We start from the raw sequence: 24,938 nt of genomic DNA, 5'->3' as shown, positions 1-24,938 counted from the left end.
GAGCTTGCTCCCGCTCGGCTGCGAAGCAGTCGCCACACCAGAGCACGCGGTACACCGGATGAACGCGGTGGCAGCTTTCGGGGCCGCTTCGCTGCCCAGCGGGAGCAAGCTCCCTCGCCACAGGAACGGCGACCGCTCGAAAATTCTGCGGCGAACTCCTACGGGATATCCAGCCTGTAATCGTCACCTCCACCGTGACCACCAGACACCGGGCCTTTCGCAAGCGCCAGGATTATCAAACGCAAACCCGTGGCGAGGGAGCTTGCTCCCGCTCGGCTGCGAAGCAGTCGCCACACCAGAGCACGCGGTACACCGGATGAACGCGGTGGCAGCTTTCGGGGCCGCTTCGCTGCCCAGCGGGAGCAAGCTCCCTCGCCACAGGAACGACGACCGCTCGAAAATTCTGCGGCGCACTTCTACGGGAGATCCAGCATGTAGTGGTCACCTTCACCGTGACCACCAGACACCGGGCCTTTCGCAAGCGCCAGGATTACAAGCGCCCCCCCTAGCGAGGGCAAGGTTGGCGTAGCAGCAGGCGCTCGCGAACTACGTCGTACACCCAGTGATAAACGTAGGTGTATGGCAGGAAGAACAGCAGCACGCCAATATCCAGCACAAAAGCCTGCCACAGGCTGATATCCAGCCACCAGGCAATCAACGGCACACCCAGCGCCACCAGCCCACCTTCGAACAACAGCGCATGCACCACCCGAACCCAGGCGGTGCGCGCCATGGCGAGACGCTTCAGCAGACGATCAAACAAGCCGTTGAACAGCACGTTCCAGGCCAGCGCCAGGGCCGCGATGGCCATGGTGACGACGCCCATGTCGAGCATCGGTTTATCCATGACCCACGCTAGCAACGGGGTACAGATGACAATCGCCAGCAGTTCGAAACCGACGGCCTGAAATACACGTTCTGTGATGGATTTGTCGGTGCCCATGACCTGACTCCTCAAGTGACTGTGGTTGCCATGATCCACCACAACCCCGATACTTCATAACCAATAACCATCGATCAAGGCGATAGTTCATGGCATCCCACGAAGTGTTGCTGGCGTTTGTGCAGGCCGCTACTCAAGGCTCGTTTTCCGCCGCGGCGCGCAAACTCGGGCGCAGCCAGTCGACCATCAGCGCCGCTGTGGCCAGCCTGGAAATTGACCTGAACCTGATACTGTTCGATCGCAGCAGCCGCAAACCCAGCCTGACACCGGCCGGGCATGTGATGCTGCAACGGGCCGAAGAGATCCTGGCAGCTACCACTCGCCTGGAAATGACCGCCAGTCAGCTGTCACAAGGTGTTGAGGCGAAGCTCACCGTGGCCATTTCCGACACTTACCAATCCGACCGGTTCGAGGCGGCGCTGAGCGCTTTTGAGCAGCGCTATCCGGATCTCGAGCTGGAGTGCCTGATTGCCGAATGCGATGATCTGGTGGCACTGGTTCAGCGGGGTCGGGCGCATGTGGCGTTTGCGGAGATGCAAGACAGCTACCCGCCAGACCTGGTCAGTTCGACAGTCGAGGAGCAAACGGAAATCGCTCTGTTCGTCTCACGCAAACATCCGTTGGCGAAGCTCACCGCGATCGATCAGGACAGCCTCCAGCAGCACCGTGAACTGCGTCTGGCGACCATCGTCAATCCCTATGAAAACCGGGCCAGGGGTCGCGTGTGGTCGGCGCCAAGCTACCTGATGCTGCTGGAAATGGCCCAAGGGGGCTTCGGCTGGGCGCCATTGCCGCGCTGGCTGGTGGCACGGTTTGGGGCGGGAGAATTGGTGGAATTGCAGGTGCGCGGCTGGCCGAAACCGTTGTTCGTTGATGCGCTGTGGTCGCGGCTGCATCCGCCGGGGCCGGCGGGAAGCTGGCTGTTGGGTAAGATGCTCGAATAAGCAAACGACGCCACCCTTGTAGCTGCTGGCTAACGCGGCGGCCCTTTATGAGGCTAGGTGACTCACGCAGCTTCGACGGTCAACGGCCGATGGCTTTGAAAATACTCATGCAAACCGCGCATGGTCAGCAACTCCAGCGCTTGCGCGGCGTAACACAGCCCTACTCGTCGAGTAGGGGCCGGCAGGGGCAGTGCACGGGTGACAACTCGGTCATTACCACTCACCAATGACTGCGGCAACATGGCTACCCCGATCCCCGCCGCGACCATGTGCAGCGCCTGCTTCAAGGAACCGGCGTGCCCGGCCACCGCTTCCGGCGAGCGCCCGTACAGCGCCATCAAACGCTGATGGGAGGGATGCTGCGGACACGTTATCCCGTCGTCAATCGGCGTCCAGACCTCGCCCGCCTCCGCGCCCGCCATCGGATGCTCCACCGGCAAGGCCAACACGTAAGACTCGTCCCATAACTGCAGGAATAATTCATCCTTGCAACACATCTCCTCCACCGCCAGCCGGCCATCGCCCTGACAACCCTCTTCCAGGGTCAGGAGCAAATGGGACAATGCTTGATGCGCCATGCGCACAAACGCTTCGACCTGGCTGTCGGCGACATCACCTTCAATACCCAGCGTCAACGGCGCATGGTCCTGGCGACTGCGGAGCAATCGGCTCAACGCCTCGGCTTCTGCCACCATGCGCCGAGCCTGGGGATACAGTACCCGCGCTTCATCGCTGACCTCGACGCCACGGGGCTGGCGCGCAAACAGCGTGGCACCCAGCTCCTTTTCCAGCTGCTTGATGGTCACCGATAACGTCGGCTGGCTGACGAACAACCGTTGCGCGGCGCCCGTGATGTTGCGCTCCTCGAACACGGCGAGGAACGCTTTAAGGTGACGAATATCCATAGGAAATTCCGATTGCTGAGCGCCGCTGGCCACCCTCTCTTGTTGCTGGCGCGTCGAATAGACCGCCTGCAGGCACTGCAACTGCCCAATACGCTCAGTCGCCAGGTCGACATCACCGATCGCGCGGCATTGCTCGCGGCGGTGAGTGAGGCTCAGGGCCAGTTCGGCCCGGCGGATCTATTGATCAACAACGCCGGGGTTATGCTGCTGGGTGAAATGTCCAAACAGGACCCGGCGCAGTGGGACCAGATGTTCGACGTCAACGTGAAGGGTTTGCTCAACGGCCTGCACGCTGTAGTGACCGGGATGGTCGAGCGTAAGCAAGGGACCATCATCAACATCAGCTCGGTGGCCGAGCGCAAAACCTTCCCCCGACACGTTGCCTATGTCGGCAGCAAATTCGCCGTGCATGGTTTGTCGGAAAACCTGCGCGAAGAGCTCTCTGCGCACAAGGTTCGAGTCATCACCATTGCACCGGGCGCCGTAGAAACCGAGTTGCTCGGGCACACTACCGATGAAGCGATCAAAAGTAGCTACCAGGCGTGGAAACAGGAAATGGGCGGCACGGTACTGAACGCTGACGATGTCGCGGCGGCGATCGGGTATGCCTATCAACAGCCGCAGAACGTGTGCATTCGGGAGATTGTATTGGCCGCAACGCGGCAGCAGGCCTGACATCTTTTGCAGGAGCTTGATCACCATTGCCGGCTTACCCGCGATGGTGTCCTCGAAAAAACCGCTAATCCAACCCGCGCAACCGCCCCTCCAGAAACCGCCGTTCCGGCACCTGCTGCGTCAATTCCAGCGCTCGCCCATACGCCGCCCGAGCCTCTTCCACCCGGCCCAACTGCCGGCAGAACTCGGCCCGGGCCGAATGCGCCAGATGGTAATCGAGCAATTCGCCACGCTGCAGAATCCCGTCGACCAGCGTCAACCCCACCAATGGCCCATCACGTCGTGCCAACGCCGCCGCACGATTGAGTTCAACCACCGGTGACGGCACCGCCCGCAGCAACACGTCATACAAACCCACAATCTGCGGCCAATCCGTTTCCTGCGCAATCGACGCCTCGGCGTGCACCGCCGCAATCGCCGCTTGCAGGCAGTAAGGTCCGAAGCGTCCGCCGGACAAAGCACGCTCGATTAACCCGCAGCCTTCGGCGATCAGTCCGGCATCCCACAGCCCGCGGTCCTGCTCGTCCAGCACAATCAACTCGCCATCGGCGCAGGTTCGTGCCGGGCGGCGGGATTCGTGCAGCAGCATCAGCGCCAACAACCCCATTACTTCCGGCTCCGGCAGCAGCTCCATCAACAGACGACCCAGGCGAATGGCTTCGCAAGTCAGATCCTCACGGGTCAATTCGACTCCGACGGACGCCGAGTATCCTTCGTTGAACACCAGGTAAATCACCCGCAACACGCTGTCGAGGCGCTCGGGTAATTCCGTCAGCGTCGGCACTTGGTAAGGGATTTTTGCATCGCGAATCTTCGCCTTGGCCCGAACGATCCGCTGGGCGATGGTGGCGGGTGCAGCGAGGAATGCCCGGGCGATTTCTTCGGTGGTCAGGTCGCAGACTTCTCGCAGCGTCAGCGGCACCTGGGCGTCGGCCGCCAGTGCTGGGTGACAGCAGGTAAAAATCAGCCGCAGGCGATCGTCTTCCACTTCCTCGCCACTCCAGTCGGCCTGCTCCAGTTCCTCCAGTTGCGCGATCAATAGCGGGCGAGAGGCGTTGAAACGGGCACGCCGACGCAACACGTCGATGGCCTTGAAGCGCCCAGTGGACACCAGCCAGGTCCGCGGATTCGCCGGCACACCGTCCCGTTGCCAGCGTTCGACTGCGACGAAGAATGCTTCATGCAGCGCCTCTTCAGCCAGGTCGAAATCACCGAGCAGGCGAATCAACGTCGCCAGGATTCGCCGCGAATCTTCACGGTAAACCTGCTCGACCCGAGCACTGACAGCAGTGCCAGGCATCAGTCCGGCATGCCTTCGGTCACCAGCGTGACCAATCGATCCAGGCTCTGCCCCCAACCATCATGAAAGCCCATGGATTCGTGAGCCTGGCGGTCTGCTTCCGACCAATGCATCGCCCGCGCCGTGTACAGCGTCTTGCCTTCACGTTCTTCGAGCGTCACCTGCGCCGACATGAACGGTTTTCCCGACGGAATCCAGCCAGGAACAAACGCATCGGTAAACACCAGCCGCTCGGGCGCGACGATTTCCAGGAACACCCCCAGGGTCGGGTATTCGGTTCCATCCGGTGCGCGCATCAGGGTGCGAAATTGCCCGCCCACCCACAGGTCCATTTCGCATTCAGGCGTGGTCATTCCGTGGGGCCCCCACCACTGGGAGAGCAAGGCCGGCTCGGTCCAGGCGCGAAAAATTTTGCGCCGCGGCGCATCGATCAGGCGGCTGATGGATAACTCGAAAGCAGCAGGGGTCTGTTGAAGGGCATGCGGACTCATGAAAAATCTCCTGTTGTGATTGTTATTCAGGGATTCAACTGGCGAACGGGACGCACCTCGACACAGCCCACCCGGGCCGCCGGGATATTCCCGGCGACCTGCAAGGCTTCATTAAGGTCCCGGGCATCAATCAGGTAGAAGCCGGCCAACTGCTCCTTGGTCTCGGCAAACGGACCGTCGGTAATTGACACCTTGCCATTGCGCATGCGCACGGTGGTGGCGGTCTGGACCGACTCCAGCGCCTCGGCCGCGATCATCCGACCGCTGCCCTGGATCGACTCGGCATAGGCCATGCACTCTTCGTCTTTGGGGCTCTCTGGCAGCGAATGCAGTTCATGTTCGTTGCTGTAGACCAGGCATAAATACTTCATGGCACACTCCCGGATCGCACGGATCAACTATGGCTCAGTTTGGCGCCCTGGCGCCCTTTCCCGACGACCAGCCCGCAGATCAGGGCTGCAGATCGAACAGCACGGAGCCGCTCGCCATGTCGAACGGAGCTGACCAGTGTTCATGCACGATGCGCCACTGACCTGCGTCGCGACGGTAGCAGGCGGTGACGCGCATCCAGCAGGCCTGGGTCTCGCCCTTCTCGTTGGCACCGCCGCAATGGGTCAGCCAGTGGGCAAAAGCGATGTGCTCGTCGGCGACGATGTTGACGTGGTCAAAGTCGAAGGTGTGCGGGCCCTGGCACATTTCCATGCACTCCAGCCAATGTGCGCGGTAGGCGGCCTTGCCGCGAAATTGCAGGGCCTTGACCGCATCGTAGGAGACGACGTCGTCGGCATACAGGGCCATGATTTTCTCGACATCCTTGCCGATCACCGCTTGGCGGTAAGTATCGATCAGGGCCTGGATTTCGGTGGTCGCAGTCATGAGCGTTCTCCGTGGTTGTTGTGTAGACACCCTTAGTCGTCTGGTGGAATGCCAAATCGACAGTCCAAATAAAAATAAACCCTGCATGCAAAATCGCTAGAATCCGGGAACCATTTCTGTTGGAACAAGGACTCTCCAGTGACAGCCCAACTCGTGCCTTATGAAAGCCTGACGACGCTCCAGCGCCAGCAGGTCGAGGCCATTGAAGTTCATCCGCAGCAGATCCCGTTCTGCGGCGATATCCACGGCGCGCTGCATACCCTGCTGTCCAAGCCGGGCCCAGGGGTCAAGGGATTTGCCCTGCTGGTCGACGGAGTTCCCGTCGCCTTCCTGCTGCTCAAACGCCCGCCGGTGCTGCCTGCCTGGGCCAATGAACACAGCGCCACTTTGCATGCGCTGCAGGTCGATCAAAGGGCTCAAGGCAAGGGCTACGGCAAGGCTTGCCTGCAAGCGCTGCCCGAAGTGGCGCGCCAGGCCTGGCCGGAGATCAGGGGGCTGGAACTGTCGGTGGACGCCGACAATACGGCGGCGATCGCGCTGTACGGGAAGTTCGGCTGGGTCGACAGCGGCGAAGCTTATCGAGGCCGGATCGGCTACGAACGGCGCATGGGCCTGGTATTTGAGGAGTTGGGTCATGCTCAACAGCATTGAAGAATTGGAAGCCCTGTACGGCCTCCCCCACGACCGCGCCGTGCGCAAGCAGATCCCCTTCCTCAACGAGGACTACCAGGCGATGGTCCGCGCTTCGCCGCTAGTGATCATTAGCTCGGTAGGCCCCGACGGCATGGACGGCTCGCCGCGGGGCGACACGCCCGGTTTTGTGCGCATCATCGATTCGCAGACCCTGGCCATCCCCGACCGCCCCGGCAATAACCGCATCGACACGTTGCGCAATGTGGTGCTGGATTCGAGGGTGTCGCTGCTGTTCATCATTCCGGGGATCGGCGAGACACTGCGGGTCAACGGCACGGCGCAAATCAGCGCCGAACCGCAGTTGCTGGAGAGTTTTGCGGTCAACGGCAAGGCGGCGCGTACAGTGATGCTGGTGACCGTGGACGCGGCGTATTTCCATTGCTCGAAGGCGATGGTGCGCTCGGACCTGTGGAACCCGGAGAACTACCTGGATCGCTCGGCACTGCCGACGGCGGGAGCGTTTCACAAGCGGTTGAATGATGGGGCGTTTGATGCGGAGTCGTATGACCGGGACGCACCAGCGCGGGTGAAGGATACGCTCTACTGAATGCCGTACCGAATCCCTGTAGGAGCGAGCTTGCTCGCGAAAAACCTGAGGACGCCGCGGGGTGTCAGGTGCCCAGCGTGATCGTTGACGTCCATCGCGAGCAAGCTCGCTCCTACAGGCGGCGGGGTGCCAGGTGCCCGCTCCCACACGGGAATCGCGCTACAGGGTCAGGATCATCTCATGCCACGCCATCCCGCCATGATCCGACGCCGATGGCTTGATGTAGGCAAAACCGAAACCGGCATACAGCGGGACATGCCGCTTCTTGCACATCAGATGGATGCTCGCCTTGCCCATAGCGCGCATCCGTTCGATGAACTCGCCCAACAACACTTTCGCCAAGCCCTGCCCCTGATAATCCGGGTGCACCACCACCGACATGATCACCACGTTGGGCCCTGCCGGATCGTGGCCGATCAATTCCTTGAAGGCCTCGTCCGACATCTCCACTTCAAACGCCGCACCGGAATTGATGAAACCGGCTACCACACCGTCGCCTTCGGCGACGATGAAACCCTCAGGCCAGGTGGCAATGCGTGTCGCGATCTTTTCCCGGGTCGCGGCTTCATCGCCTTCGTAAGCGACGGTCTCAATGGCATAGCAGCGATCCAGGTCTGCAGGCGTGACGAGGCGGATAACAGGGGTCATGGCAACTCGATGTCAGCGATGAAAAAGGTCGGCGATCATAGATTATTCCGGCTTGAGCGGCAGCCAGATTTCCAGCACGCCGGTGTTCAGTGTCGGGTTGAAGTCTGCGCTGTAGCGCTCGAATTCCGGCGCGTCCGCAGCCTCGCGACCGGATTGTGGTAGCCAGGTTTTCCAGATGTACTGGAAAGTCTGGGGCAACCTGTCCAGCGCGCCTTTGTGCTCGAACACTGCGTATTGCTGGGGCTGAACCTCGACCCAGCGGTATTTCTCGGGCAGGTCATCGAGCTTGCTGATCTCGACGCCGGCAATGTATTCGAAGCCGCCCTTGCCATCGGGATTGCAGCAGATACCGTAGGTCACTTCGCCCTGCTGACCGGGAATATTGCCGATCTCGGGGATGAATTTTTCCCACAGATCGGGGATACCCGCGGTGGTCTCCTGGGTGAATCGTCCGCCAAGCCCTGCAATTAACAGGAAGTGGCCATGCTCGAGGCGAGGCTCAGTCACTTCCACGGTTTTTTGCTCGTCCATGACTCGACTCCTGGAATGTAAAAAATGGGTTCGGCTGGCAGTATAGAAGCCAAACCCGATTCGCCAAATTACAGTGTGTGCAACTGCTCGACGGCTGCGCCACCGAAAAACTCGTTATAGCCGGATAGAACCACATAGACCGCGAAATAGCAGAAGATCGCTGCAGAAGCCATATAGGAATAGCGCAACAGCTTATCGCCCAGCAGCTTGCCGCCATGACTCGCAGCGAAGCACAGGCCGCCGCTCCACAACAACCCGGCGCAGAAGAAACCAACCAGGAACAAGGCCGACCCCAGCGGGCCACCGGCCCCCGAGCGCGCAATCAAGGTGCCGCCCACTGCGGCGAACCAGAGGATGGCGCTGGGCGACGACATGGCCAGGAAGATCCCGCGCAAGAACTCCTTGCGATGGGAGTTCTGCCCCACCTCGGCAGTTTGCGCCAGCACTGCTTCGTGGTGAATGGCCGAATAGATCATCTTCGCCGCGAAGTACACCAGCAGCGCCGAGCCACCGATCCACAACACCCAGCGCACGGTTTCGTATTGCAGCAAAACCGTCATGCCCGCCAGTGCCAGCACGGCGTAGATCAGGTCGCCGACGCAGGTCCCCAAACCCAGGGCAAAACCCTGGAAATAGCCGCGTTGCATCGCCAGGGTGATCATCGCGATATTGGCCACGCCAATGTCCAGGCACAGAGAAAGGCTCAGCAAGAAGCCACTGGTGAATTCCATCTAACGGTTTCCTTCGGAAAATTTTGTTTACAAAGCCACTGGACAGTCTGCCATAGCTGCCCTTACATTCCGCCACAGGCCACCGCAGTGGCCAGCGTCGCTCGGACGGTTCCGGGCGCTTACGTTATCCGAGGCAACAATGGCCGAACAAGGTTCGCCGCGCCGCTTTGCGCGCATAGATCGACTCCCCCCTTATGTTTTCAACATCACCGCCGAGCTGAAAATGGCCGCCCGGCGTCGTGGCGAAGACATTATCGACTTGAGCATGGGCAACCCCGACGGCCCGACGCCGCCGCACATTGTCGAGAAACTGGTCACCGTCGCCCAGCGCGAAGACACCCACGGTTACTCCACGTCCAAGGGCATACCGCGCCTGCGCCGGGCGATTTCCAACTGGTACAAGGATCGCTATCAGGTCGACATCGACCCGGAAACCGAAGCCATTGTCACCATTGGCTCCAAGGAAGGCCTGGCGCACCTGATGCTGGCCACGCTGGATCAGGGCGACACCGTGCTGGTGCCTAACCCCAGCTACCCAATTCACATCTACGGTGCCGTGATAGCCGGCGCCCAGGTGCGGTCGGTGCCACTGATTCCCGGCGTGGACTTCTTCGCCGAGCTGGAACGGGCGATTCGCGGCTCGATTCCCAAGCCGAAGATGATGATTCTCGGTTTCCCGTCCAATCCCACGGCCCAGTGCGTGGAACTGGATTTCTTCGAGCGGGTAATCGCCCTCGCCAAGCAGTACGACGTGCTGGTGGTGCACGACCTGGCTTACGCGGACATCGTCTACGACGGCTGGAAAGCCCCGTCGATCATGCAGGTGCCAGGTGCCAAGGACATTGCGGTGGAGTTTTTCACCCTGTCCAAGAGCTACAACATGGCCGGGTGGCGCATCGGGTTCATGGTCGGCAACTCGGAACTGGTCAATGCCCTGGCACGGATCAAGAGCTACCACGACTACGGCACCTTCACCCCGCTGCAAGTGGCGGCCATCGCCGCGCTTGAGGGGGATCAGCAGTGCGTCAAGGACATCGCCGAGCAGTACCGGCAGCGGCGTAATGTGCTGGTAAAAGGCCTGCATGAACTGGGCTGGATGGTGGAAAACCCGAAAGCGGCGATGTACGTCTGGGCCAAGATTCCCGAGGCTTACGCGCATCTGGGCTCGCTGGAGTTCGCCAAGAAGTTGCTGGCCGAAGCCAAGGTCTGCGTCTCGCCGGGCGTGGGGTTCGGCGAATACGGCGATGATCATGTGCGGTTCGCCCTGATCGAAAACCAGGACCGAATCCGCCAGGCTGTCCGCGGGATTCGCGGGATGTTCCGCGCGGATGGGCTGACCAGCAAAACCAACAGCTAACACACCCTCAGGACCTGGCAGTTCTGATAGTTCACGGAGCAGGGGCACTATGAAATGATGCCTGCTGCCCCGTGGTTTTATCGGACCTGCCCATGCCCCCCAGCAAATACGTTCACTCATCGCAGTAGCTCGCTATTGGTCACCGACCACAAACAGTCGGTACTTGCTGAAATCGCCAGCGGTAGAACCAATCTCTTCGCCTACTCTGCCTACGGCCAGCGATCCTGCAAACAGGTGTCCATGACCGGGCTTGGATTTACTGGCGAACTGCGTGAGGCTGGACTTGATGGGTACATTCTGGGTAATGGATATCGCGCCTATAACCCGAGATTGATGCGATTCCACAGCTCAGACAGGTTCAGCCCGTTTGGCAAGGGAGGGCTGAACGCTTATCTGTATTGTGGTGGCGAGCCGATGATGCGGGCGGATCCGAGTGGCCAAGGTTGGTTTAGCGTATTCGCCACTTTGAATGAGCTTTTTTCGGGAGTGGGCCAGGCAGGTGGAGTGGTGAGCAAAACGAAATCAGTCCAAACCGTTAAGGACAGTGGTTTCAAGACCGCAGTGGGTCGCGTGGTTGATCAACTCTTCGCCAATGCCGACAGCCCTCGCCTAACCCAACAGAAAACAGGAGGTCGTCGAGCACGCGGCGCGCGCTCGAAGAAAGACAGTCACCCCCATTCGGCACCTGGCTTACCTTTACAGACGAGCGTTAATAACCAGCCGCCTGATAGCGGCGCAGGTGCCCCTGGTTTCGTTCTGGCAGGCAACTATGGTCAACGTAATCAAAACGCATACACAAAAATGAGGACGCGGGATGGCCTAACTATCAAGGGCGTTGAATCCGGCAGACATCAAGTTCCTTCAACTTCCAGTGCCAACGACGCCTCCCGCATCCGCCGTGGATAAGAAGTTGATTCACCCCCCGAACACCCACAAAAAAACCGCATCGCTGCGGTTTTTTTGCGCCTGCCAATCGCTTACACGAACATCGACAGCAGCAGAATAAAGCCCAACCCCACCACCGACAGGATGGTTTCCATCGCGGTCCAGGTTTTGAAGGTTTCTGCCACAGTCATGTTGAAGTACTGCTTCACCAGCCAGAAACCGGCGTCGTTAACGTGGGACAGGATCAACGAACCAGCACCAGTGGCCAATACCAGCAGCTCACGGTTCACACCCGGAATCATCCCTACCACCGGTACCACGATGCCTGCACCGGTGATGGTCGCCACCGTGGCCGAACCAGTCGCAATACGGATCACGGCAGCTACCAGCCAGGCCAGCAAAATCGGCGAGATCTGCGCGTTGACGGCCATGTGGCCGATAACGTCACCCACCCCGCTGGTCACCAGCATCTGCTTGAAGCCACCACCGGCACCAATAATCAGAATGATCGCGGCCGTCGGCGCCAGGCTGGAGTCGAGCAATTTGAGAATCTGGTTGGAGCCGATGCCCTGCCGGTGGCCGAAGGTGTACAGCGACAGCAGCAACGCCAGCAACAGCGCCGAGATCGGGTGACCAATCAGGTCCATGAAGGAGCGGAAGAAATTGCCGTCCGCCAGCGCAACATCGGCGAAGGTCTTGAGCAGCATCAGGAACACCGGCAGTAACACGGTGATCAAGGTAATGCTGAAGCTGGGCAGTTCTTTAGCGTCCGGCTCGCGCGCCAGTTGATCCACCAGCTCCTGATTGGGATGGCCGGGAATGTATTTGGATATGAAAGTACCGTAGATCGGCCCAGCAATGATGGCGGTTGGCAGCGCCACGATCAGCCCGTACAGGATAGTCTTGCCAATGTCGGCACCGAACACGCCGATCGCCAGCAATGGACCCGGATGCGGTGGCACCAGGCCGTGCACTGCCGACAGGCCGGCCAGCAGCGGGATGCCGATCTTGATGATCGACACACCGGTACGCCGCGCAACGATGAACACCAGCGGGATCAGGAGTACGAAGCCGATTTCGAAGAACAGCGGGATGCCGACCAGGAAGGCCGCGAACATCATGGCCCACTGCACCTTGTCCTTGCCGAATGCGCGAATCAGGGTCTGGGCGATCTGGTCTGCCCCGCCGGATTCGGCCATCATTTTGCCGAGCATGGTCCCCAGTGCCAGGATGATCCCGACAAAACCCAGCACCCCGCCGAAGCCGTCCTGGAATGCCTTGATGATGGTGCCGATCGGCATGCCCGAGGTCAGGCCGAGAAATGCGGCGGCGATGATCAGGGCAATGAACGGGTGGAATTTGAACTTGGTGATCAGGACGATAAGCCCGATCACCGTGACCACTGCATCAAGCAGCAGGAACGTCTCGTGGGACATGCCAAACATTAGGGGTGTCTCCTGGTTGTTGTTGTTATTAAAGCGGGTAAATCGCAGGCCATCAGGACAGCGCTATCTTTTCGCACAAAACTCATACGGCGAGTTTCAGGCCATGTTCGAGCCACCAGCGGTGTGCTTGAACGGCCAGCTCGTTGACGGAATGACTGGAGGCGTCCAGCGCCAGGGTCAGCGGTTCGCCCTTGGGCGACTCGAGTGTGGCGAACTGGCTGTCGATCAGGGTCGAAGGCATGAAATGGCCGGGCCGGTGCGACACGCGCTCGGCGGCCACTTCAGGGGTCAATTCGAGAAATACAAAACCCAGACCCGGCAACGCGCCGCGCAATACTTCGCGGTAGCTGTGCTTGAGGGCCGAGCAGGTCAGCACCGGGCGTTGGCCCTGAGCGTCGACGCGGCGCAGTTCATCGCACAGGCTGTCGAGCCAGCCGGCACGGTCTTGATCATTGAGGGGGATGCCTGCGCTCATCTTTTCGATGTTGGCAGCAGGATGGAAGGTGTCGCCTTCTATGGCGGTTGCGCCACTGAGCTGGCACAAGGCTTCGCTGACGCAGGTTTTGCCGCAACCGGCTACGCCCATGATGACCAGGGCGGTGATGGGATGATTCATGTAACACCTCAGCACGCAGACAGCGCTACCTTTGTCAGCTTTGACACCGGATCAAAAGCAGAAGTTGCCGACGCCTTCTTGTCATTTTTGTGGGTTGCAACATTTCGTACCCAACGCCGAAAAGCGAGGTTCAGGCAAAACTCGCTTACGCATTTGCAGCTGCTTCGGGACAGCGCTACCTTAGTGCCTCGAATTTTGTTTGGCAAGCCGTCCGATGATCTCACCTAAAAACGATAAAAATACGCGTACCACTGGCCGCCCTACTCTCAACGAAGTGGCGCGCCTGGCCGGTGTCAGCCCGATTACCGCTTCCCGCGCCCTGCGCGGGGTCAGTACAGTGGCCACCGATCTGGTGGAGAAAGTGCAGAAGGCGGCGCTGGAACTCAACTACGTAGTCAACCCCGCCGCCCGTGCCCTCGCCTCTGCACAGGGCCATTCCGTAGTGGTGCTGGTACCGTCGCTGTCCAACCTGCTGTTCATTGAAACCCTGGAAGCCATTCATCAGGTTTTGCGTCCCAAGGGCTTCGAAGTGCTGATCGGTAACTTCCATTACTCGCGCGACGAAGAAGAAAACCTGCTGCGCAACTACATGGCCTATCAGCCCAGGGGCTTGCTGCTGACCGGTTTCGACCGGACTGAAAGCTCGCGACGCATGATCGAGGCCAGCAACATCCCGTGTGTGTACATGATGGAACTGGACAGCGCCGCCGGGGTGAACTGCGTGGGCTTTTCGCAGCTGGCAGCGGGTGAGACGGCGGCGCAGCATTTGCTTTCCCGTGGTCGCAAGCGCCTGGCCTACATCGGCGCCCAGCTGGACCAGCGCACCCTGTTGCGCGGCGAAGGTTTTCGCAAGGCGCTGCAACAGGCCGGGCTGTACGATCCGGATCTGGAGGTCCTGACTCCGCGCGCGTCTTCCGTCGGCCTCGGTGGAGAGTTGTTCATGCAGTTGCTGGCCAGTCATCCCGACGTCGACGCAATTTTTTTCGGCAACGACGACCTGGCCCAGGGTGCGTTGCTGGAAGCCATGCGGTTCGGGATCAAGGTCCCGGAACAGGTGGCTATCCTGGGTTTCAATGACCTGCCGGCCTCCGCGCACATGGTGCCGCGCCTGAGCAGCATCAGTACTCCGCGAGAGGCCATAGGCCGTCGTTCGGCGGAGTTGATGCTGACCTTGCTGGCCGGCAATACCGTAGCCAAGCCGGTGCTGGATATGGGGTTTGAGCTGAAGGTGCGCGAGAGCACGTAATCGCCAGCAGCTACTGCACGATCAGTTGTTGGCCATGTGCTCCACAAACGCCAATGCCCCCTTCTGCAGCGGCTGGCTTTTGAGCCACACCGCATGCACCGGCAGCACCAGGCCATTCTCGATATTGCGGAAGTTCAGGCGCTTGAACCGGCCAGCGTCGAGTAATGGCTGCACCACCGACAGCGGGAAATTGCCCCAACCCAGTCCGGCTTCAACCATATCGAGCGCCATCGCCAGGGTGTCGGTACGCCAATGGGACTCGCCCACCAAAGGCCGCGTCTCACTGATCGGCAGGTCACAGCTGGCGACGATGATCTGGCGCAAGTGCACCAAGTCCTCCAGAAACAGATCTTGCCCCTGTATCAACGGGCAGTCAGCCGCCAGTGTGGCAATCATCCGTTCCGAACCGACGAACTGGAAACGCTCGAGCACGTTCATGCTCAAGCCGGCGAACGCCAGGCAAACACTCACCCGGCCGCTGTGCAGCATGGCCAGCACATCATCCTGTGGCGCACTGAGCAGTTCGACGTCGAGTAGTGGAAAACGCCGGGCAATGACCTTGATCGCTGCCAGCACCGCGCGCTTGTCCATGTCCGCCACCACTGCAATCGACAACTTGCTTTCCAGCCCCAACGACAGCTCGATGGCATGCACCTGCAACTGCTTGAGCTGCTCGGCGATCAGCCGTGCATGGGGCACCAGCGCAGTGGCCATGGCGGTGGGTACCGGTTCGCGATGACTGCGATCAAACAACGGGTAACCCAGTTCGGCTTCCAGGTTGGCGATGCCCATGCTGACCGCCGACGGTACCCTGCCCAGGAATCGGGCTGCAGCAGAAAACGATCCGCGCTCGATGACGGCAAGGAACAGTTCGATGCTGTCGCTGTTGAAATTCATGCTCACCTATCAATAGAACTGAAAGCTTCTGACTTTTTCTGTCATCAACATTGAAGCTATCTTGCGCCGCCTCCGCCAGTCTGTTCAACAAACCTGGCCGTTTATCCGTTCCAAAGAGGTTATATCCGTGCAAGGTGTTAAACGAAAGCTGGTCTACGTGTCGCTGTATGAAATCATCGGAATGACATTCTCGGCACTGGGTCTGGCGCTGTTGTCGGGCTCATCTCCCGGCAGCACCGGCCCCTTGGCCGTGATCATCACCACCATCGCCGTGACTTGGAATCTCATCTACACCTCGCTGTTTGAGCGCTGGGAAAGCCGTCAGGTCTCGCGTACCCGCACCGTGATACGACGCATCGCCCATGCAGTGGGATTTCAACTAACCTTGATAGTGTTTCTGATCCCGTTGATAGCCTGGTGGATGAACATCAGCCTCGTACAAGCCTTCCTGCTGGACGTGGCGCTGATCGTCTTCATCCCCTGCTACACGTTCGCGTTCAACTGGCTGTTTGATCGCACCTTTGGTTTGCCCGCGTCTGCACTACCGGACCCGGCCTGATTGCCAGTCGGCCGACACCCTGTCAGATTCCTGAAGCGGCCGATCGCTAAAGGAGTAGCTCAATGGAACATGCACTGAAAATTCTTGGTAAAGCGTCCTCAATCAACGTCAGAAAAGTCCTGTGGACCTGCGACGAACTGGGCGTTTCCTACGAACGTGAGGACTGGGGCAGCGGATTCGCGTCGACCCACAGCCCTGAGTTCCTCAGGCTCAACCCCAATGCCCAGGTGCCAGTGATCATCGACGACGCTGGCGTGTTGTGGGAATCCAATACCATCTGTCGTTATCTCGCCGGCAAGCACCACAACATCGAACTGTTGCCGACCGAGCCGGCAGCCAGGGCGCGTGTCGAGCAATGGATGGACTGGCAGGCCACTGAACTCAATCGTTCCTGGCGTTACGCGTTCACCGGCCTGGTGCGTCGGGATCCGGAGTGTCTCGACCCGCACTTGATCGCCACCGGGGTGCGCGGTTGGAACCAGAAAATGGCGATACTCGAGCAGCAGCTGAAGGCGACCGGCGCCTATGTCGCCGGGCCGCACTTCACCGTGGCCGATATCGTCATCGGTCTGTCGATCAACCGCTGGCTGATGACGCCAATGGATCGCCCCGACCTGCCCGCCGTCGATGAATACTTTCAACGGCTGGCGCAACGCCCGGGGTTTCTTAAACATGGCTGCAATGGCTTGCCATGAAGTCGCCTGAGTTGCTTGATCGCCAGCGGCCTGCACAGCGGTCCTTGACGTCCATCGCGAGCAGGCTCGCTCCCACTGGTGCTCATTTCAAATTCAGGGGATGTGCACGGACCAAACAAGCGCAGCGCGCCGGCTTGATGCCTTGGTCGGCCCGAAGGCCGCCACGGCGAAGCTGTTGATCGCAGGCGCCCCGTTAACCGCGCTGGCCGAATGCAGGTATTGCGCAGCGCGGCGATCAGTTCAACTGCAGCGTCGAGTTGAACTGGCTGATCGCATCCACCACATGTCGCGAGCCCTGCTGGATTTCCACGATCACCTCCCCCGCCTCGTTCGCCAGTTCGACGCCCAGCCCGGTTCTGCTCAGGCTTGACTGCATGCTCGTCACAGCGCTCAGCGACAGGTCATGGTTTTTGCGCACCACTTCGACAATCTCCAGCGTCGCCTGGCTGGTCCTCGCTGCCAGACTGCGTACTTCGTCGGCCACCACCGCAAAGCCACGGCCGTGCTCTCCCGCACGAGCCGCTTCGATGGCTGCGTTGAGTGCCAGCAGGTTGGTCTGGTCGGCGATGCCGCGAATGGTCTGGACGATGGTGCCGATGATTTCGGACTGTTTGCTCACGGCATCGATGCTCTGCGCCGCCTCGTTCAGGTCCCGGGAAATGTCCTGGATGATCTGGACGGTCTGCTGCACCACCTGAGAGCCCTTCTGTGCACAGGCATCGTTTTGTACCGAGGTGCTGTGGGCCGATTCCGCAGCGGTCTGCAGGGTGGTGACCTGAGACGTGATGTCACTGGCGAACTTGACTACTTTGTACAGGCGCCCCTTGGCGTCGAACAGGGGGTTGTAGGACGCTTCCAGAAATACCGTATGGCCGTACTTGTCCTTGCGCTCGAACCGGTGCGAGTGATACTCGCCGCGATTGAGCGAGGCCCAGAACGCTTTGTAGGCTTGCGTCTCGCTTTCACTGCGATGGCAAAACATGCTGTGGTGCTGGCCGACGACTTCGTTCAGCGAGTAGTGCATGGTTTTCAGGAAGTTATCGTTGGCCGTGATGACGGTACCGTCCGGCTTGAATTCGATGACGGCCATGGAGCGCCCGATAGCGGCGAGCAGGCTGTTGTTTTCGTGCTCATTGTTGATCCGGTCGGTTATGTCCGCCGCTACTTTCATCACGCTGCGGACCTGTCGGTCGGCACCGTACACTGGCAGGTAGCTGGCCTCCAGCCAGACCTCCCGGCCGTTCCTGTCCAGCCGCAAAAATGTGCCGCTGACCGGCTCACCCCGCGCCAGGTCCCGCCACAACTTCGCGTATTCCTCGCTGCGATAAAACGCTTCTTCACAAAAGATCCGGTGGTGCTTGCCGCGAACTTCTTCGGCGGTATAACCCATGGTGCTGCAGAAATTCTCATTGGCATCAATGACGATGCCATCGGGGGTAAACTCGATCATTGCCATCGAACGGCTGACAGCCGCCAGCTTGGCATTGGCTTCGGTCAACGCGCAACTGAAGCGCTCGATTTCCAGCAGGTCAGCCTTGTGATGTAGGTTAAACATGGTCGTATCACCCTAAGCGCGGTCTTTTTGAATGAAGAAAGTTGTTCGGCCTTTCTACGTATCCACCACAGTGTTCCATGGGACAGGCATACGCCCCCTCTGGTGGAGGGTTCGCTCAGGTGATAAATGATGTTCAATCGGAGGGTCCATGATGCGACGCTCTTATCAAGACATCCTTCTCTTGATAGCCCGGAATCGAGCCAACCCCTGACAGTTTCATGAATAATTCCCTTTTGCGTGTGGCTCCTTGACATTACCAATCAGCATAGACAGGCAATAACCGTAATCAAGGCCACTAGTCGGCCAGCACTCAACATAAATTGAACTTTTTCCGTTTTACTGGGCGAACAACACAAACATAGGGGAAAACGCAATGCTGACGATTCTGTCATCGTAAGGCGCCAGCCTGTCCTGACCGTGCACCTCGGTCCATACGCCTGAGGCGCTGGCTTTTTCCGGAATGCTGAAAGGGCAGCAGCCCCGGCCCAGGCGTACTTCCTTAATGTTGCTCATCATCATGTTGCCAATGGCGCCGGGCCCATCGATGCCGAAGATCTTCACGGTGTGGATTTTATTGTTGTGCTGCCAGGACGAGACCTGCTTGCCGAAGTTGTAGTCCGTCAGGTTGACGGGTCGGCTTGAGGGTTTGCTCAACAACGACAACTTCCTGCCGGTGAAACCCGGGTTCTCCCACAGGCACAAATATCCAAAATCACAGATCCCATCCGATTGATGGTTTTCACCGGGGATAGGGAATGTCACGACCACCGCCCCCTCGTCGTACACCACCTGAATTGGACTGACCTGCCTGCCTCCAGCTTTCCTGATGAGTTGCTCATCGATCAGTTGCTGAACCTGCGCAGATTGCGCGGCACTCATATCAGGTTTGAATACGGCGTATCGAGTCGTTCCAGGCGTCGACTGCATCGCAAAAAAGTAGAGGGTGAAAACCGCGACGCACAGGGCCGCAATAACGAGGAACAATCTGATGACCATGCTGAAATACTCCGCTCCTTGAGACGCTGGTAGTCACCAGCTTCGTTCAGGAGCAGAGTCGGATGCTTGTGCATACCTGTCTACTGTCACAATTGACAGCGTCGACCATCGGTATACCGCAGCCGTGCAGCAGGAGCCTGAGGGCCAGGCTCCCTTGTCTCGGGATCAATGGCCGAACACATCCACCTTCTTGGCCTTCTTGTCCGCGCGCTTTTCATCAGCGGTTTTCGCCGGTTTCTTCTTCGCTGCCTTCTTTGAATCCATGCCTTTGGCCATGATACGTACTCCACTCATACGGGATGTGAGATCAGGTATACACCTATCGCCGCGCGCGCGTTCTTTTATAATCGCAGGCTTTGCGCACCGACAGACCGAACCTATGCCCGACACCCAGTACGCCATGCTCGCGGAGCCTTTGTGGCCCCTGATGAACAAGTTTTATCGCAGCCATCAATCGTCGATGAAAGCCGTGCGTGGCGCTCAGCTATGGGTTGCGCGGCGTGAGCAGGTCATCGGTGCATTGTGTTTGCGGCCGGTGGCGGGCGGGCATTGGTTGACGGGGCTGTTGGTTGATCCTGGCTGTCGGAAACAGGGGATCGCTGGCGCGCTGATCGCCGAGGCCATAAAGGATCTGCAGGGGCCGGTGTGGTTGTTCTGTCATCCGGATTTGCGTGAATTCTACGAGCGTCGCGGGTTTACCTTCGACCCGGCGCTGCCCTATGCAATGGCTGAACGGTTAAGCCGTTATGCACGCAGCAAGCCGATGATTGCGATGGGGCTTTGCAGGGGTGGGCCTGCTCGCGATGGCGTCGAATGACGGCAAATTGTTGCTGACTGATGTTCACCAGCAAGCTCACTCCCACAGGATCACTCGTCGGCGTTCGGGTCAAGTTCTGGAAACATCACTTCGGTAAAGCCGAACTTGCTGAAATCGGTGATGCGCGACGGGTACAGGCGCCCGATCAGGTGATCGCATTCGTGCTGCACCACCCGGGCATGAAAGCCTGACGCGAAGCGCACGATCGGTTGACCTTTGGGATCAAAACCTTCGTAGCGGATTTCCCGATACCGATTCACGGAACCGCGCAGGCCCGGGACCGACAGGCAGCCTTCGAAACCCTCCTCCACCACAGGGCTCAATGGCGTGATCAGCGGATTGATCAGGATAGTCTGCGGCACTGCCTCAGCATCCGGGTACCGTTCGCTGTGCTCGAACCCGAAGATCACCAGTTGCAGGTCAACGCCGATTTGTGGAGCGGCAAGGCCGACCCCGCCGACGCTTTCCATGGTCTGGAACATATCGTCGATCAACTGCCACAGCTCGGGCGTGTCGTACATTTCGACAGGCACTGGCGGGGCGATCCGCAGCAATCGCTCATCGCCCATTTTCAGAATTTCACGGATCATTGGATGACTTCGTCAGTGGATGGCTTGATCGAGTGATCCCGACCTAGTCCGGAAACGTGTTGTTTAGGCTCTTCGGCGAACTCTCCGGGGGCTTTTTCTCCCGGGTCCTTGCCTTCGCCGGACATGTGTTCGATCACCGCATTCATTTCCGCGCCCAGCAACAATACGGCAGCAGAAATGTAGAAATAGAGGAGCAACACGATGATCGCGCCGATACTGCCATACATGGCGTTGTAGTTGGCGAACTCCTTGACGTAGAGGCCGAAACCCACGGACGCCAGGATCCACACCACCACCGCCAGCACCGAACCCGGCGTGATGAAACGAAATTCCTGTTTGACGTCAGGCATGACGTAGTAGATCAACGCCACTGCCACCATCAGCAGGATCACTACGACAGGCCAGCGGGCGATGGTCCAAAGGGTCACGATGAAATATTCCATGCCGACCTGTGCAGCGATCCAGCCCATAACCTGCGGCCCAAGCACCATCAGCGCTGCGGCGATCAACAGCATGCCGGCGATGCCGATGGTGTAGAAAATCGACAGCGGAAAGCGTTTCCAGACCGGCCGTCCTTCGACCACGTCGTAGGCAGCATTCATCGCACTCATCATCAAGCGTACGCCGGCAGACGCGGTCCACAACGCGATCACGATACCTACCGAGAGCAAGCCGCCCTTGGATTGCTGCAGCTGGTCGATCACCGGGTTTACCTGCTCCAGAGCTTGGGGCGGCAACACCAGTTCCGACTGCAGGCGCAGCCACGAGAAAAAGTCCGGCAGGTGCAGGAAACCGATAAGGGCGATCAGGAACAGAATGAAGGGGAATAGCGAAAACAACATCTGATAGGCCAGCGCCGACGCATAGGTCGACATCTCGTCATCGATGAACTCTGTGACCGTGCGCACCATCACGCGATGGATGGGCAGACCTTTCATGTCCGGGAAAATCATTAGCGTCTCCTTTCGCCGCAAAATCGGGTTCAAGTCTTGGCGACTCAGGGGCCGTTGCTTTCATCAATGTAGCCTGCATCAAAAATAGCCGTGTTCGGCCACTTTGAAACAAATTCTGTGTTCAAGTTCCAGCTGAAACAAAAACGGCCATCCGCGGATGGCCGTTCATAATAACGTCAAAGGCCATATCAGGCCCCATCGACGCCTTTCTTTACCGCATCTTTGGCTTTGCCCACTGCTTGCTGAACTTCGCCTTTCTTTTCCTGCACGACGCCCTCGGCGCGCATTTTGTCGTTGCCGGTAGCCTTGCCAACGCCTTGCTTGACGTTACCGACCGCTTCGTTGGCTACGCCTTTTACTTTATCGCCAGTGCTGCTCATGGTGTCTCTCCTGTGAACAATTGAACGAACGAAAGTGCTTACAGGAAGATTGACCGGAGGGATTTGCCGGGAGTTTCATTTTTTGTGCTGAACATTTCATCGATCAGGGCAGGTTTGGCTTTATGTTTGCGCGCCAACCCCCGAGAATGTGCAACGTATTCAGGCCAAGGCGCTGAAGAGCCAACCCCGTAGGAATGTTATGAAACTCGATAAAAAGCAGGCCATTGCCCGCAGAAACCAGGAACTCGGCGGTGCTGTGCTTGGCGTCAACAACTGCCATTTCACCGAATTGAACCGTAACCGCAATATCTGGTGGTTCGATATTCCGGTCGCGCGCCTGGCCGTTGGTCAGTACGAATGGATTCACCTGCTGATGCACACCCCCGACACCTACGAACTGCTGCACCTGAAGGTGCCGACGGTGTTCCTGCGCGAGAAGCTCGAGGGTCTGGTCGTGCGCAACGAAGGCAAGCGCAAGGCCGCCTTGAGCCTGGAACTCAGTGCCGACAAGGACTCGTATCTGCAGGACATGCGTCCAGCGGGCACCAACGTGAATTTCGCGCAGTTCCGCCTGTAAAAACACTGTGGCGAGGGAGCTTGCTCCCGCTGGGCTGCGAAGCGGCCCCAAATCGGTACTCGCGGTTCTCCAGACCGATAATGATCCAGGAACCAGGGGTCCGCTACACGGCCCAGCGGGAGCAAGCTCCCTCGCCACAGAGGCGAAAAAAAACCCCGCACCGGCGGGGTTTTCTGTGGCTTACGCGGTAGCTTTCTTCGCGTTGATCTTCTTCAATTCTTCATCACGCAATTCGCGCCGCAAAATCTTGCCGACGTTGGTGGTCGGCAGCGCGTCGCGGAATTCCACGGAGCGCGGCACCTTGTACCCGGTGACATTGGCGCGCATGTGCTCCATCACCTGTTCCTTGGTCAGGGTCACGCCCGGCTTGGCAACGATGAAGATCTTGATCGCTTCCCCCGACTTCTCGTCCGGCACGCCGATCGCTGCGCACTGCAACACGCCCGGCAGTATCGCCAGCACGTCTTCCAGCTCGTTGGGATACACGTTGAAGCCGGACACCAGGATCATGTCTTTCTTGCGATCGACAATACGCATGTAACCATCCGGCTGGATCAGGGCGATGTCACCGGTCTTCAGCCAGCCTTCACTGTCGAGGATTTCATCGGTGGCGTCCTGGCGCTGCCAGTACCCCTTCATCACCTGCGGCCCTTTCACGCACAGTTCACCAATTTCACCCAATGGCTGTTCCGCGCCGGCATCGTTGATGATCTTGCACAGGGTCGACGGCACCGGAATGCCGATAGTGCCGATCTGGATATTCTGGATCGGATTCACCGTGGCCACCGGACTGGTTTCGGTCATGCCGTACCCTTCACAGATGGAGCAACCGGTCACCGCCTTCCAGCGTTCGGCAGCCGCCAGTTGCAGGGCCATGCCGCCCGACAGGGTCACCTTCAGCGCCGAGAAGTCCAGCTTGCGGAAACCCTCGTTGTTGCACAGCGCAACGAAAAGAGTATTGAGGCCGACGAAACCGCTGAACTTCCACTTCGACAGCTCCTTGACCATCGCCGGCAAGTCGCGCGGGTTGCTGATCAAGATGTTGTGGTTGCCGATCAGCATCATCGCCATGCAATGAAAGGTGAAGGCATAGATGTGGTAGAGCGGCAGCGGCGTGATCAGGATCTCGCAACCTTCATTCAGGTTGGAACCCATCAACGCCTTGCACTGCAGCATGTTCGCCACCAGGTTACGATGGGTCAGCATCGCACCCTTGGCCACGCCGGTGGTGCCGCCGGTGTATTGCAACACGGCCACATCGCTGCTGGCCGGGCTGGCTTCGGTAACTGGCTGGCCGTGGCCCTTGCTCAATACGTCGTTGAACTTGATCGACTTGGGCAAGTGATAGGCCGGGACCATTTTCTTCACGTACTTGATGACACTGTTGATCAGCAGGCGCTTGAGCGGCGGCAGCAGGTCGGCGACTTCGGTAACGATGACGTGCTTGACCCCGGTTTTGGGCACCACGGCCTGCGCCAGATGCGCCATGTTGGCCAGGCAGACCAGTGCCTTGGCACCGGAGTCGTTGAATTGATGTTCCATTTCCCGCGCGGTATAGAGCGGGTTGGTGTTGACCACGATCAGCCCGGCGCGGATCGCACCAAATACGGCCACCGGGTATTGCAACACGTTCGGCAATTGCACGGCGATTCGATCGCCAGGCTGCAAGTCGGTATGCTGTTGCAGATAAGCGGCAAAGGCTCCGGACAGTTCGTACAGTTCACCGTAGGTGATTGTCTTGCCCAGGTTGCTGAATGCCGGCTTGTTGGCGAAGCGTTGGCAGGACTGCTTGAGCACTGCCTGAATATTCGGGTACTCGTCCGGATTGATGTCGGCAGCAACCCCGGCCGGGTACTTATCCTTCCAAAAGTCTTCGATCATGGAAGCCCACTCCTCAGCAACGCGAATTCAGCACCGCATTTGATGCGATTATTATTGGTGTTTGGTCAGGGGCAAATCCGGTGTTTTGAACAGGCCGGGAAGTCCCAAAGCGCGCCGAGAGTAGCAGCTTTGCCAGGGGTCGACTAGAGCCAAAAGCGGGCTCTATAGTCACATTAATGACTCTTGAATATCTTATAGTCAGTTT

At 59.1% G+C, this 24,938-nt stretch carries 28 protein-coding genes and 2 pseudogenes; 11 read left to right on the top strand and 19 right to left on the bottom strand.

Annotated features, from left to right (window positions below):
• Positions 1–505 precede the first annotated feature (505 nt).
• Positions 506–943, bottom strand: coding sequence for a multidrug/biocide efflux PACE transporter (locus L9059_RS15560; RefSeq protein ID WP_247291892.1), 438 nt, complete (start codon positions 941–943; stop codon positions 506–508).
• An 89-nt stretch (positions 944–1,032) separates the two neighbouring features.
• Between L9059_RS15560 and L9059_RS15555 the strand changes: the two genes are divergently transcribed.
• Complete coding sequence (locus L9059_RS15555) at positions 1,033–1,887, top strand: LysR family transcriptional regulator (RefSeq protein WP_247291891.1); 855 nt, start codon at positions 1,033–1,035, stop codon at positions 1,885–1,887.
• A gap of 62 nt (positions 1,888–1,949) precedes the next feature.
• Here L9059_RS15555 and L9059_RS15550 read toward each other — a convergent pair whose 3' ends face one another.
• Positions 1,950–2,792 (bottom strand): LysR family transcriptional regulator, encoded by an 843-nt coding sequence (locus tag L9059_RS15550; RefSeq protein ID WP_247291890.1) that lies wholly within the window; start codon positions 2,790–2,792, stop codon positions 1,950–1,952.
• On the opposite strand from L9059_RS15550, the gene L9059_RS15545 reads away from it, so the two are divergent.
• Positions 2,778–3,467 (top strand): SDR family oxidoreductase, encoded by a 690-nt coding sequence (locus L9059_RS15545; protein WP_247291889.1) that lies wholly within the window; start codon positions 2,778–2,780, stop codon positions 3,465–3,467. The two genes, L9059_RS15550 and L9059_RS15545, sit on opposite strands and share 15 nt — an antisense overlap.
• Positions 3,468–3,531: 64 nt before the next feature.
• Here L9059_RS15545 and L9059_RS15540 read toward each other — a convergent pair whose 3' ends face one another.
• From L9059_RS15540 to L9059_RS15525, 4 genes are all read right to left on the bottom strand, one after another.
• On the bottom strand, positions 3,532–4,767 hold the full coding sequence (locus L9059_RS15540; protein ID WP_247291888.1) for an RNA polymerase sigma factor: 1,236 nt from the start codon (positions 4,765–4,767) through the stop codon (positions 3,532–3,534).
• Positions 4,767–5,258 (bottom strand): SRPBCC family protein, encoded by a 492-nt coding sequence (locus L9059_RS15535; protein ID WP_247291887.1) that lies wholly within the window; start codon positions 5,256–5,258, stop codon positions 4,767–4,769. The genes L9059_RS15540 and L9059_RS15535 overlap by 1 nt, the downstream gene beginning before the upstream one ends.
• Before the next feature lie 26 nt (positions 5,259–5,284).
• A complete protein-coding gene (locus tag L9059_RS15530; RefSeq protein WP_247291886.1) occupies positions 5,285–5,629 on the bottom strand; it encodes a YciI family protein in 345 nt (114 codons plus the stop codon).
• Positions 5,630–5,708: 79 nt separating this feature from the next.
• Complete coding sequence (locus L9059_RS15525) at positions 5,709–6,134, bottom strand: YybH family protein (RefSeq protein ID WP_247291885.1); 426 nt, start codon at positions 6,132–6,134, stop codon at positions 5,709–5,711.
• Positions 6,135–6,272: 138 nt separating this feature from the next.
• Here L9059_RS15525 and L9059_RS15520 point away from each other — a divergent pair, with 138 nt between their 5' ends.
• A complete protein-coding gene (locus tag L9059_RS15520; protein ID WP_247291884.1) occupies positions 6,273–6,785 on the top strand; it encodes a GNAT family N-acetyltransferase in 513 nt (170 codons plus the stop codon).
• Complete coding sequence (locus L9059_RS15515; protein WP_247291883.1) at positions 6,769–7,374, top strand: pyridoxamine 5'-phosphate oxidase family protein; 606 nt, start codon at positions 6,769–6,771, stop codon at positions 7,372–7,374. Before L9059_RS15520 ends, L9059_RS15515 begins: the two co-directional genes overlap by 17 nt.
• A 159-nt stretch (positions 7,375–7,533) precedes the next feature.
• On the opposite strand, the gene L9059_RS15505 is transcribed toward L9059_RS15515, so the two are convergent.
• The 3 genes from L9059_RS15505 to L9059_RS15495 all read right to left on the bottom strand — a co-directional run bounded on the left by L9059_RS15505 (position 7,534) and on the right by L9059_RS15495 (position 9,284).
• Positions 7,534–8,022 carry a GNAT family N-acetyltransferase gene (locus L9059_RS15505; protein ID WP_247291882.1) on the bottom strand — a complete coding sequence of 163 codons (489 nt, stop codon included), beginning with the start codon at positions 8,020–8,022 and terminating at the stop codon, positions 7,534–7,536.
• Positions 8,023–8,064: 42 nt separating this feature from the next.
• Complete coding sequence (locus L9059_RS15500) at positions 8,065–8,553, bottom strand: GyrI-like domain-containing protein (protein ID WP_247291881.1); 489 nt, start codon at positions 8,551–8,553, stop codon at positions 8,065–8,067.
• A 68-nt stretch (positions 8,554–8,621) separates the two neighbouring features.
• Positions 8,622–9,284: a LysE family translocator gene (locus tag L9059_RS15495; protein WP_247291880.1), complete on the bottom strand. Its 663-nt coding sequence runs from the start codon at positions 9,282–9,284 to the stop codon at positions 8,622–8,624.
• A 139-nt stretch (positions 9,285–9,423) separates the two neighbouring features.
• Here L9059_RS15495 and alaC point away from each other — a divergent pair, with 139 nt between their 5' ends.
• Complete coding sequence (gene alaC / locus L9059_RS15490; protein WP_247291879.1) at positions 9,424–10,641, top strand: alanine transaminase; 1,218 nt, start codon at positions 9,424–9,426, stop codon at positions 10,639–10,641.
• Positions 10,642–10,776: 135 nt separating this feature from the next.
• Complete coding sequence (locus L9059_RS15485) at positions 10,777–11,547, top strand: RHS repeat-associated core domain-containing protein (RefSeq protein ID WP_247291878.1); 771 nt, start codon at positions 10,777–10,779, stop codon at positions 11,545–11,547.
• Between the two features lie 71 nt (positions 11,548–11,618).
• Here L9059_RS15485 and L9059_RS15480 read toward each other — a convergent pair whose 3' ends face one another.
• Both L9059_RS15480 and L9059_RS15475 read right to left on the bottom strand, forming a co-directional pair.
• Positions 11,619–12,971 carry a GntP family permease gene (locus L9059_RS15480; protein WP_247291877.1) on the bottom strand — a complete coding sequence of 451 codons (1,353 nt, stop codon included), beginning with the start codon at positions 12,969–12,971 and terminating at the stop codon, positions 11,619–11,621.
• An 82-nt stretch (positions 12,972–13,053) separates the two neighbouring features.
• Positions 13,054–13,587 (bottom strand): gluconokinase, encoded by a 534-nt coding sequence (locus L9059_RS15475; protein WP_247291876.1) that lies wholly within the window; start codon positions 13,585–13,587, stop codon positions 13,054–13,056.
• A 214-nt stretch (positions 13,588–13,801) separates the two neighbouring features.
• Here L9059_RS15475 and gntR point away from each other — a divergent pair, with 214 nt between their 5' ends.
• Positions 13,802–14,833, top strand: coding sequence for an HTH-type transcriptional regulator GntR (gene gntR / locus L9059_RS15470; RefSeq protein WP_247291875.1), 1,032 nt, complete (start codon positions 13,802–13,804; stop codon positions 14,831–14,833).
• Between the two features lie 21 nt (positions 14,834–14,854).
• Here the strand turns inward: gntR and L9059_RS15465 are convergent, their stop codons facing one another.
• On the bottom strand, positions 14,855–15,730 hold the full coding sequence (locus L9059_RS15465) for a LysR family transcriptional regulator (RefSeq protein ID WP_247291874.1): 876 nt from the start codon (positions 15,728–15,730) through the stop codon (positions 14,855–14,857).
• A gap of 127 nt (positions 15,731–15,857) precedes the next feature.
• Between L9059_RS15465 and L9059_RS15460 the strand changes: the two genes are divergently transcribed.
• Together L9059_RS15460 and L9059_RS15455 are read left to right on the top strand one after the other, a co-directional pair.
• The gene (locus tag L9059_RS15460; protein WP_247291873.1) at positions 15,858–16,289 is read left to right on the top strand and encodes a PACE efflux transporter; all 432 of its coding nucleotides are present in this window, start codon (positions 15,858–15,860) and stop codon (positions 16,287–16,289) included.
• A 62-nt stretch (positions 16,290–16,351) separates the two neighbouring features.
• Entirely contained in the window at positions 16,352–16,984 is a 633-nt protein-coding gene (locus tag L9059_RS15455) for a glutathione S-transferase family protein (RefSeq protein ID WP_247291872.1), read from the top strand.
• Positions 16,985–17,219: 235 nt separating this feature from the next.
• Here the strand turns inward: L9059_RS15455 and L9059_RS30985 are convergent.
• The 3 genes and pseudogenes from L9059_RS30985 to L9059_RS15445 form a co-directional block, all read right to left on the bottom strand.
• Positions 17,220–17,642: pseudogene (locus L9059_RS30985) on the bottom strand (methyl-accepting chemotaxis protein); the annotation flags it as partial.
• 120 nt (positions 17,643–17,762) lie between these two features.
• Positions 17,763–18,434: pseudogene (locus L9059_RS30980) on the bottom strand (PAS domain-containing protein); the annotation flags it as partial.
• A 441-nt stretch (positions 18,435–18,875) separates the two neighbouring features.
• Positions 18,876–19,535, bottom strand: a complete 660-nt coding sequence (locus L9059_RS15445) for a peptidase inhibitor family I36 protein (RefSeq protein WP_247291870.1) — start codon at positions 19,533–19,535, stop codon at positions 18,876–18,878.
• A 379-nt stretch (positions 19,536–19,914) separates the two neighbouring features.
• On the opposite strand from L9059_RS15445, the gene L9059_RS15440 reads away from it, so the two are divergent.
• Positions 19,915–20,352 carry a GNAT family N-acetyltransferase gene (locus tag L9059_RS15440; RefSeq protein ID WP_247291869.1) on the top strand — a complete coding sequence of 146 codons (438 nt, stop codon included), beginning with the start codon at positions 19,915–19,917 and terminating at the stop codon, positions 20,350–20,352.
• Positions 20,353–20,402: 50 nt separating this feature from the next.
• On the opposite strand, the gene def is transcribed toward L9059_RS15440, so the two are convergent.
• From def to L9059_RS15425, 3 genes are all read right to left on the bottom strand, one after another.
• On the bottom strand, positions 20,403–20,942 hold the full coding sequence (def, locus tag L9059_RS15435) for a peptide deformylase (RefSeq protein WP_247291868.1): 540 nt from the start codon (positions 20,940–20,942) through the stop codon (positions 20,403–20,405).
• On the bottom strand, positions 20,939–21,895 hold the full coding sequence (locus tag L9059_RS15430; protein WP_247291867.1) for a YihY/virulence factor BrkB family protein: 957 nt from the start codon (positions 21,893–21,895) through the stop codon (positions 20,939–20,941). The genes def and L9059_RS15430 overlap by 4 nt, the downstream gene beginning before the upstream one ends.
• Before the next feature lie 188 nt (positions 21,896–22,083).
• Positions 22,084–22,275, bottom strand: a complete 192-nt coding sequence (locus L9059_RS15425; protein ID WP_247291866.1) for a CsbD family protein — start codon at positions 22,273–22,275, stop codon at positions 22,084–22,086.
• A gap of 199 nt (positions 22,276–22,474) precedes the next feature.
• On the opposite strand from L9059_RS15425, the gene L9059_RS15420 reads away from it, so the two are divergent.
• Positions 22,475–22,852, top strand: coding sequence for a hypothetical protein (locus L9059_RS15420; protein ID WP_247291865.1), 378 nt, complete (start codon positions 22,475–22,477; stop codon positions 22,850–22,852).
• 180 nt (positions 22,853–23,032) lie between these two features.
• Here the strand turns inward: L9059_RS15420 and fadD1 are convergent, their stop codons facing one another.
• Entirely contained in the window at positions 23,033–24,733 is a 1,701-nt protein-coding gene (gene fadD1, locus L9059_RS15415; protein WP_247291864.1) for a long-chain-fatty-acid--CoA ligase FadD1, read from the bottom strand.
• Positions 24,734–24,938: the final 205 nt, after the last annotated feature.

It is taken from the genome of Pseudomonas violetae (assembly GCF_023072615.1).
GTDB lineage: Bacteria > Pseudomonadota > Gammaproteobacteria > Pseudomonadales > Pseudomonadaceae > Aquipseudomonas > Aquipseudomonas violetae.
The sequence above is the reverse complement of the archived record's forward strand: the minus strand, read 5'-3'. Positions and strand labels throughout refer to the sequence as shown.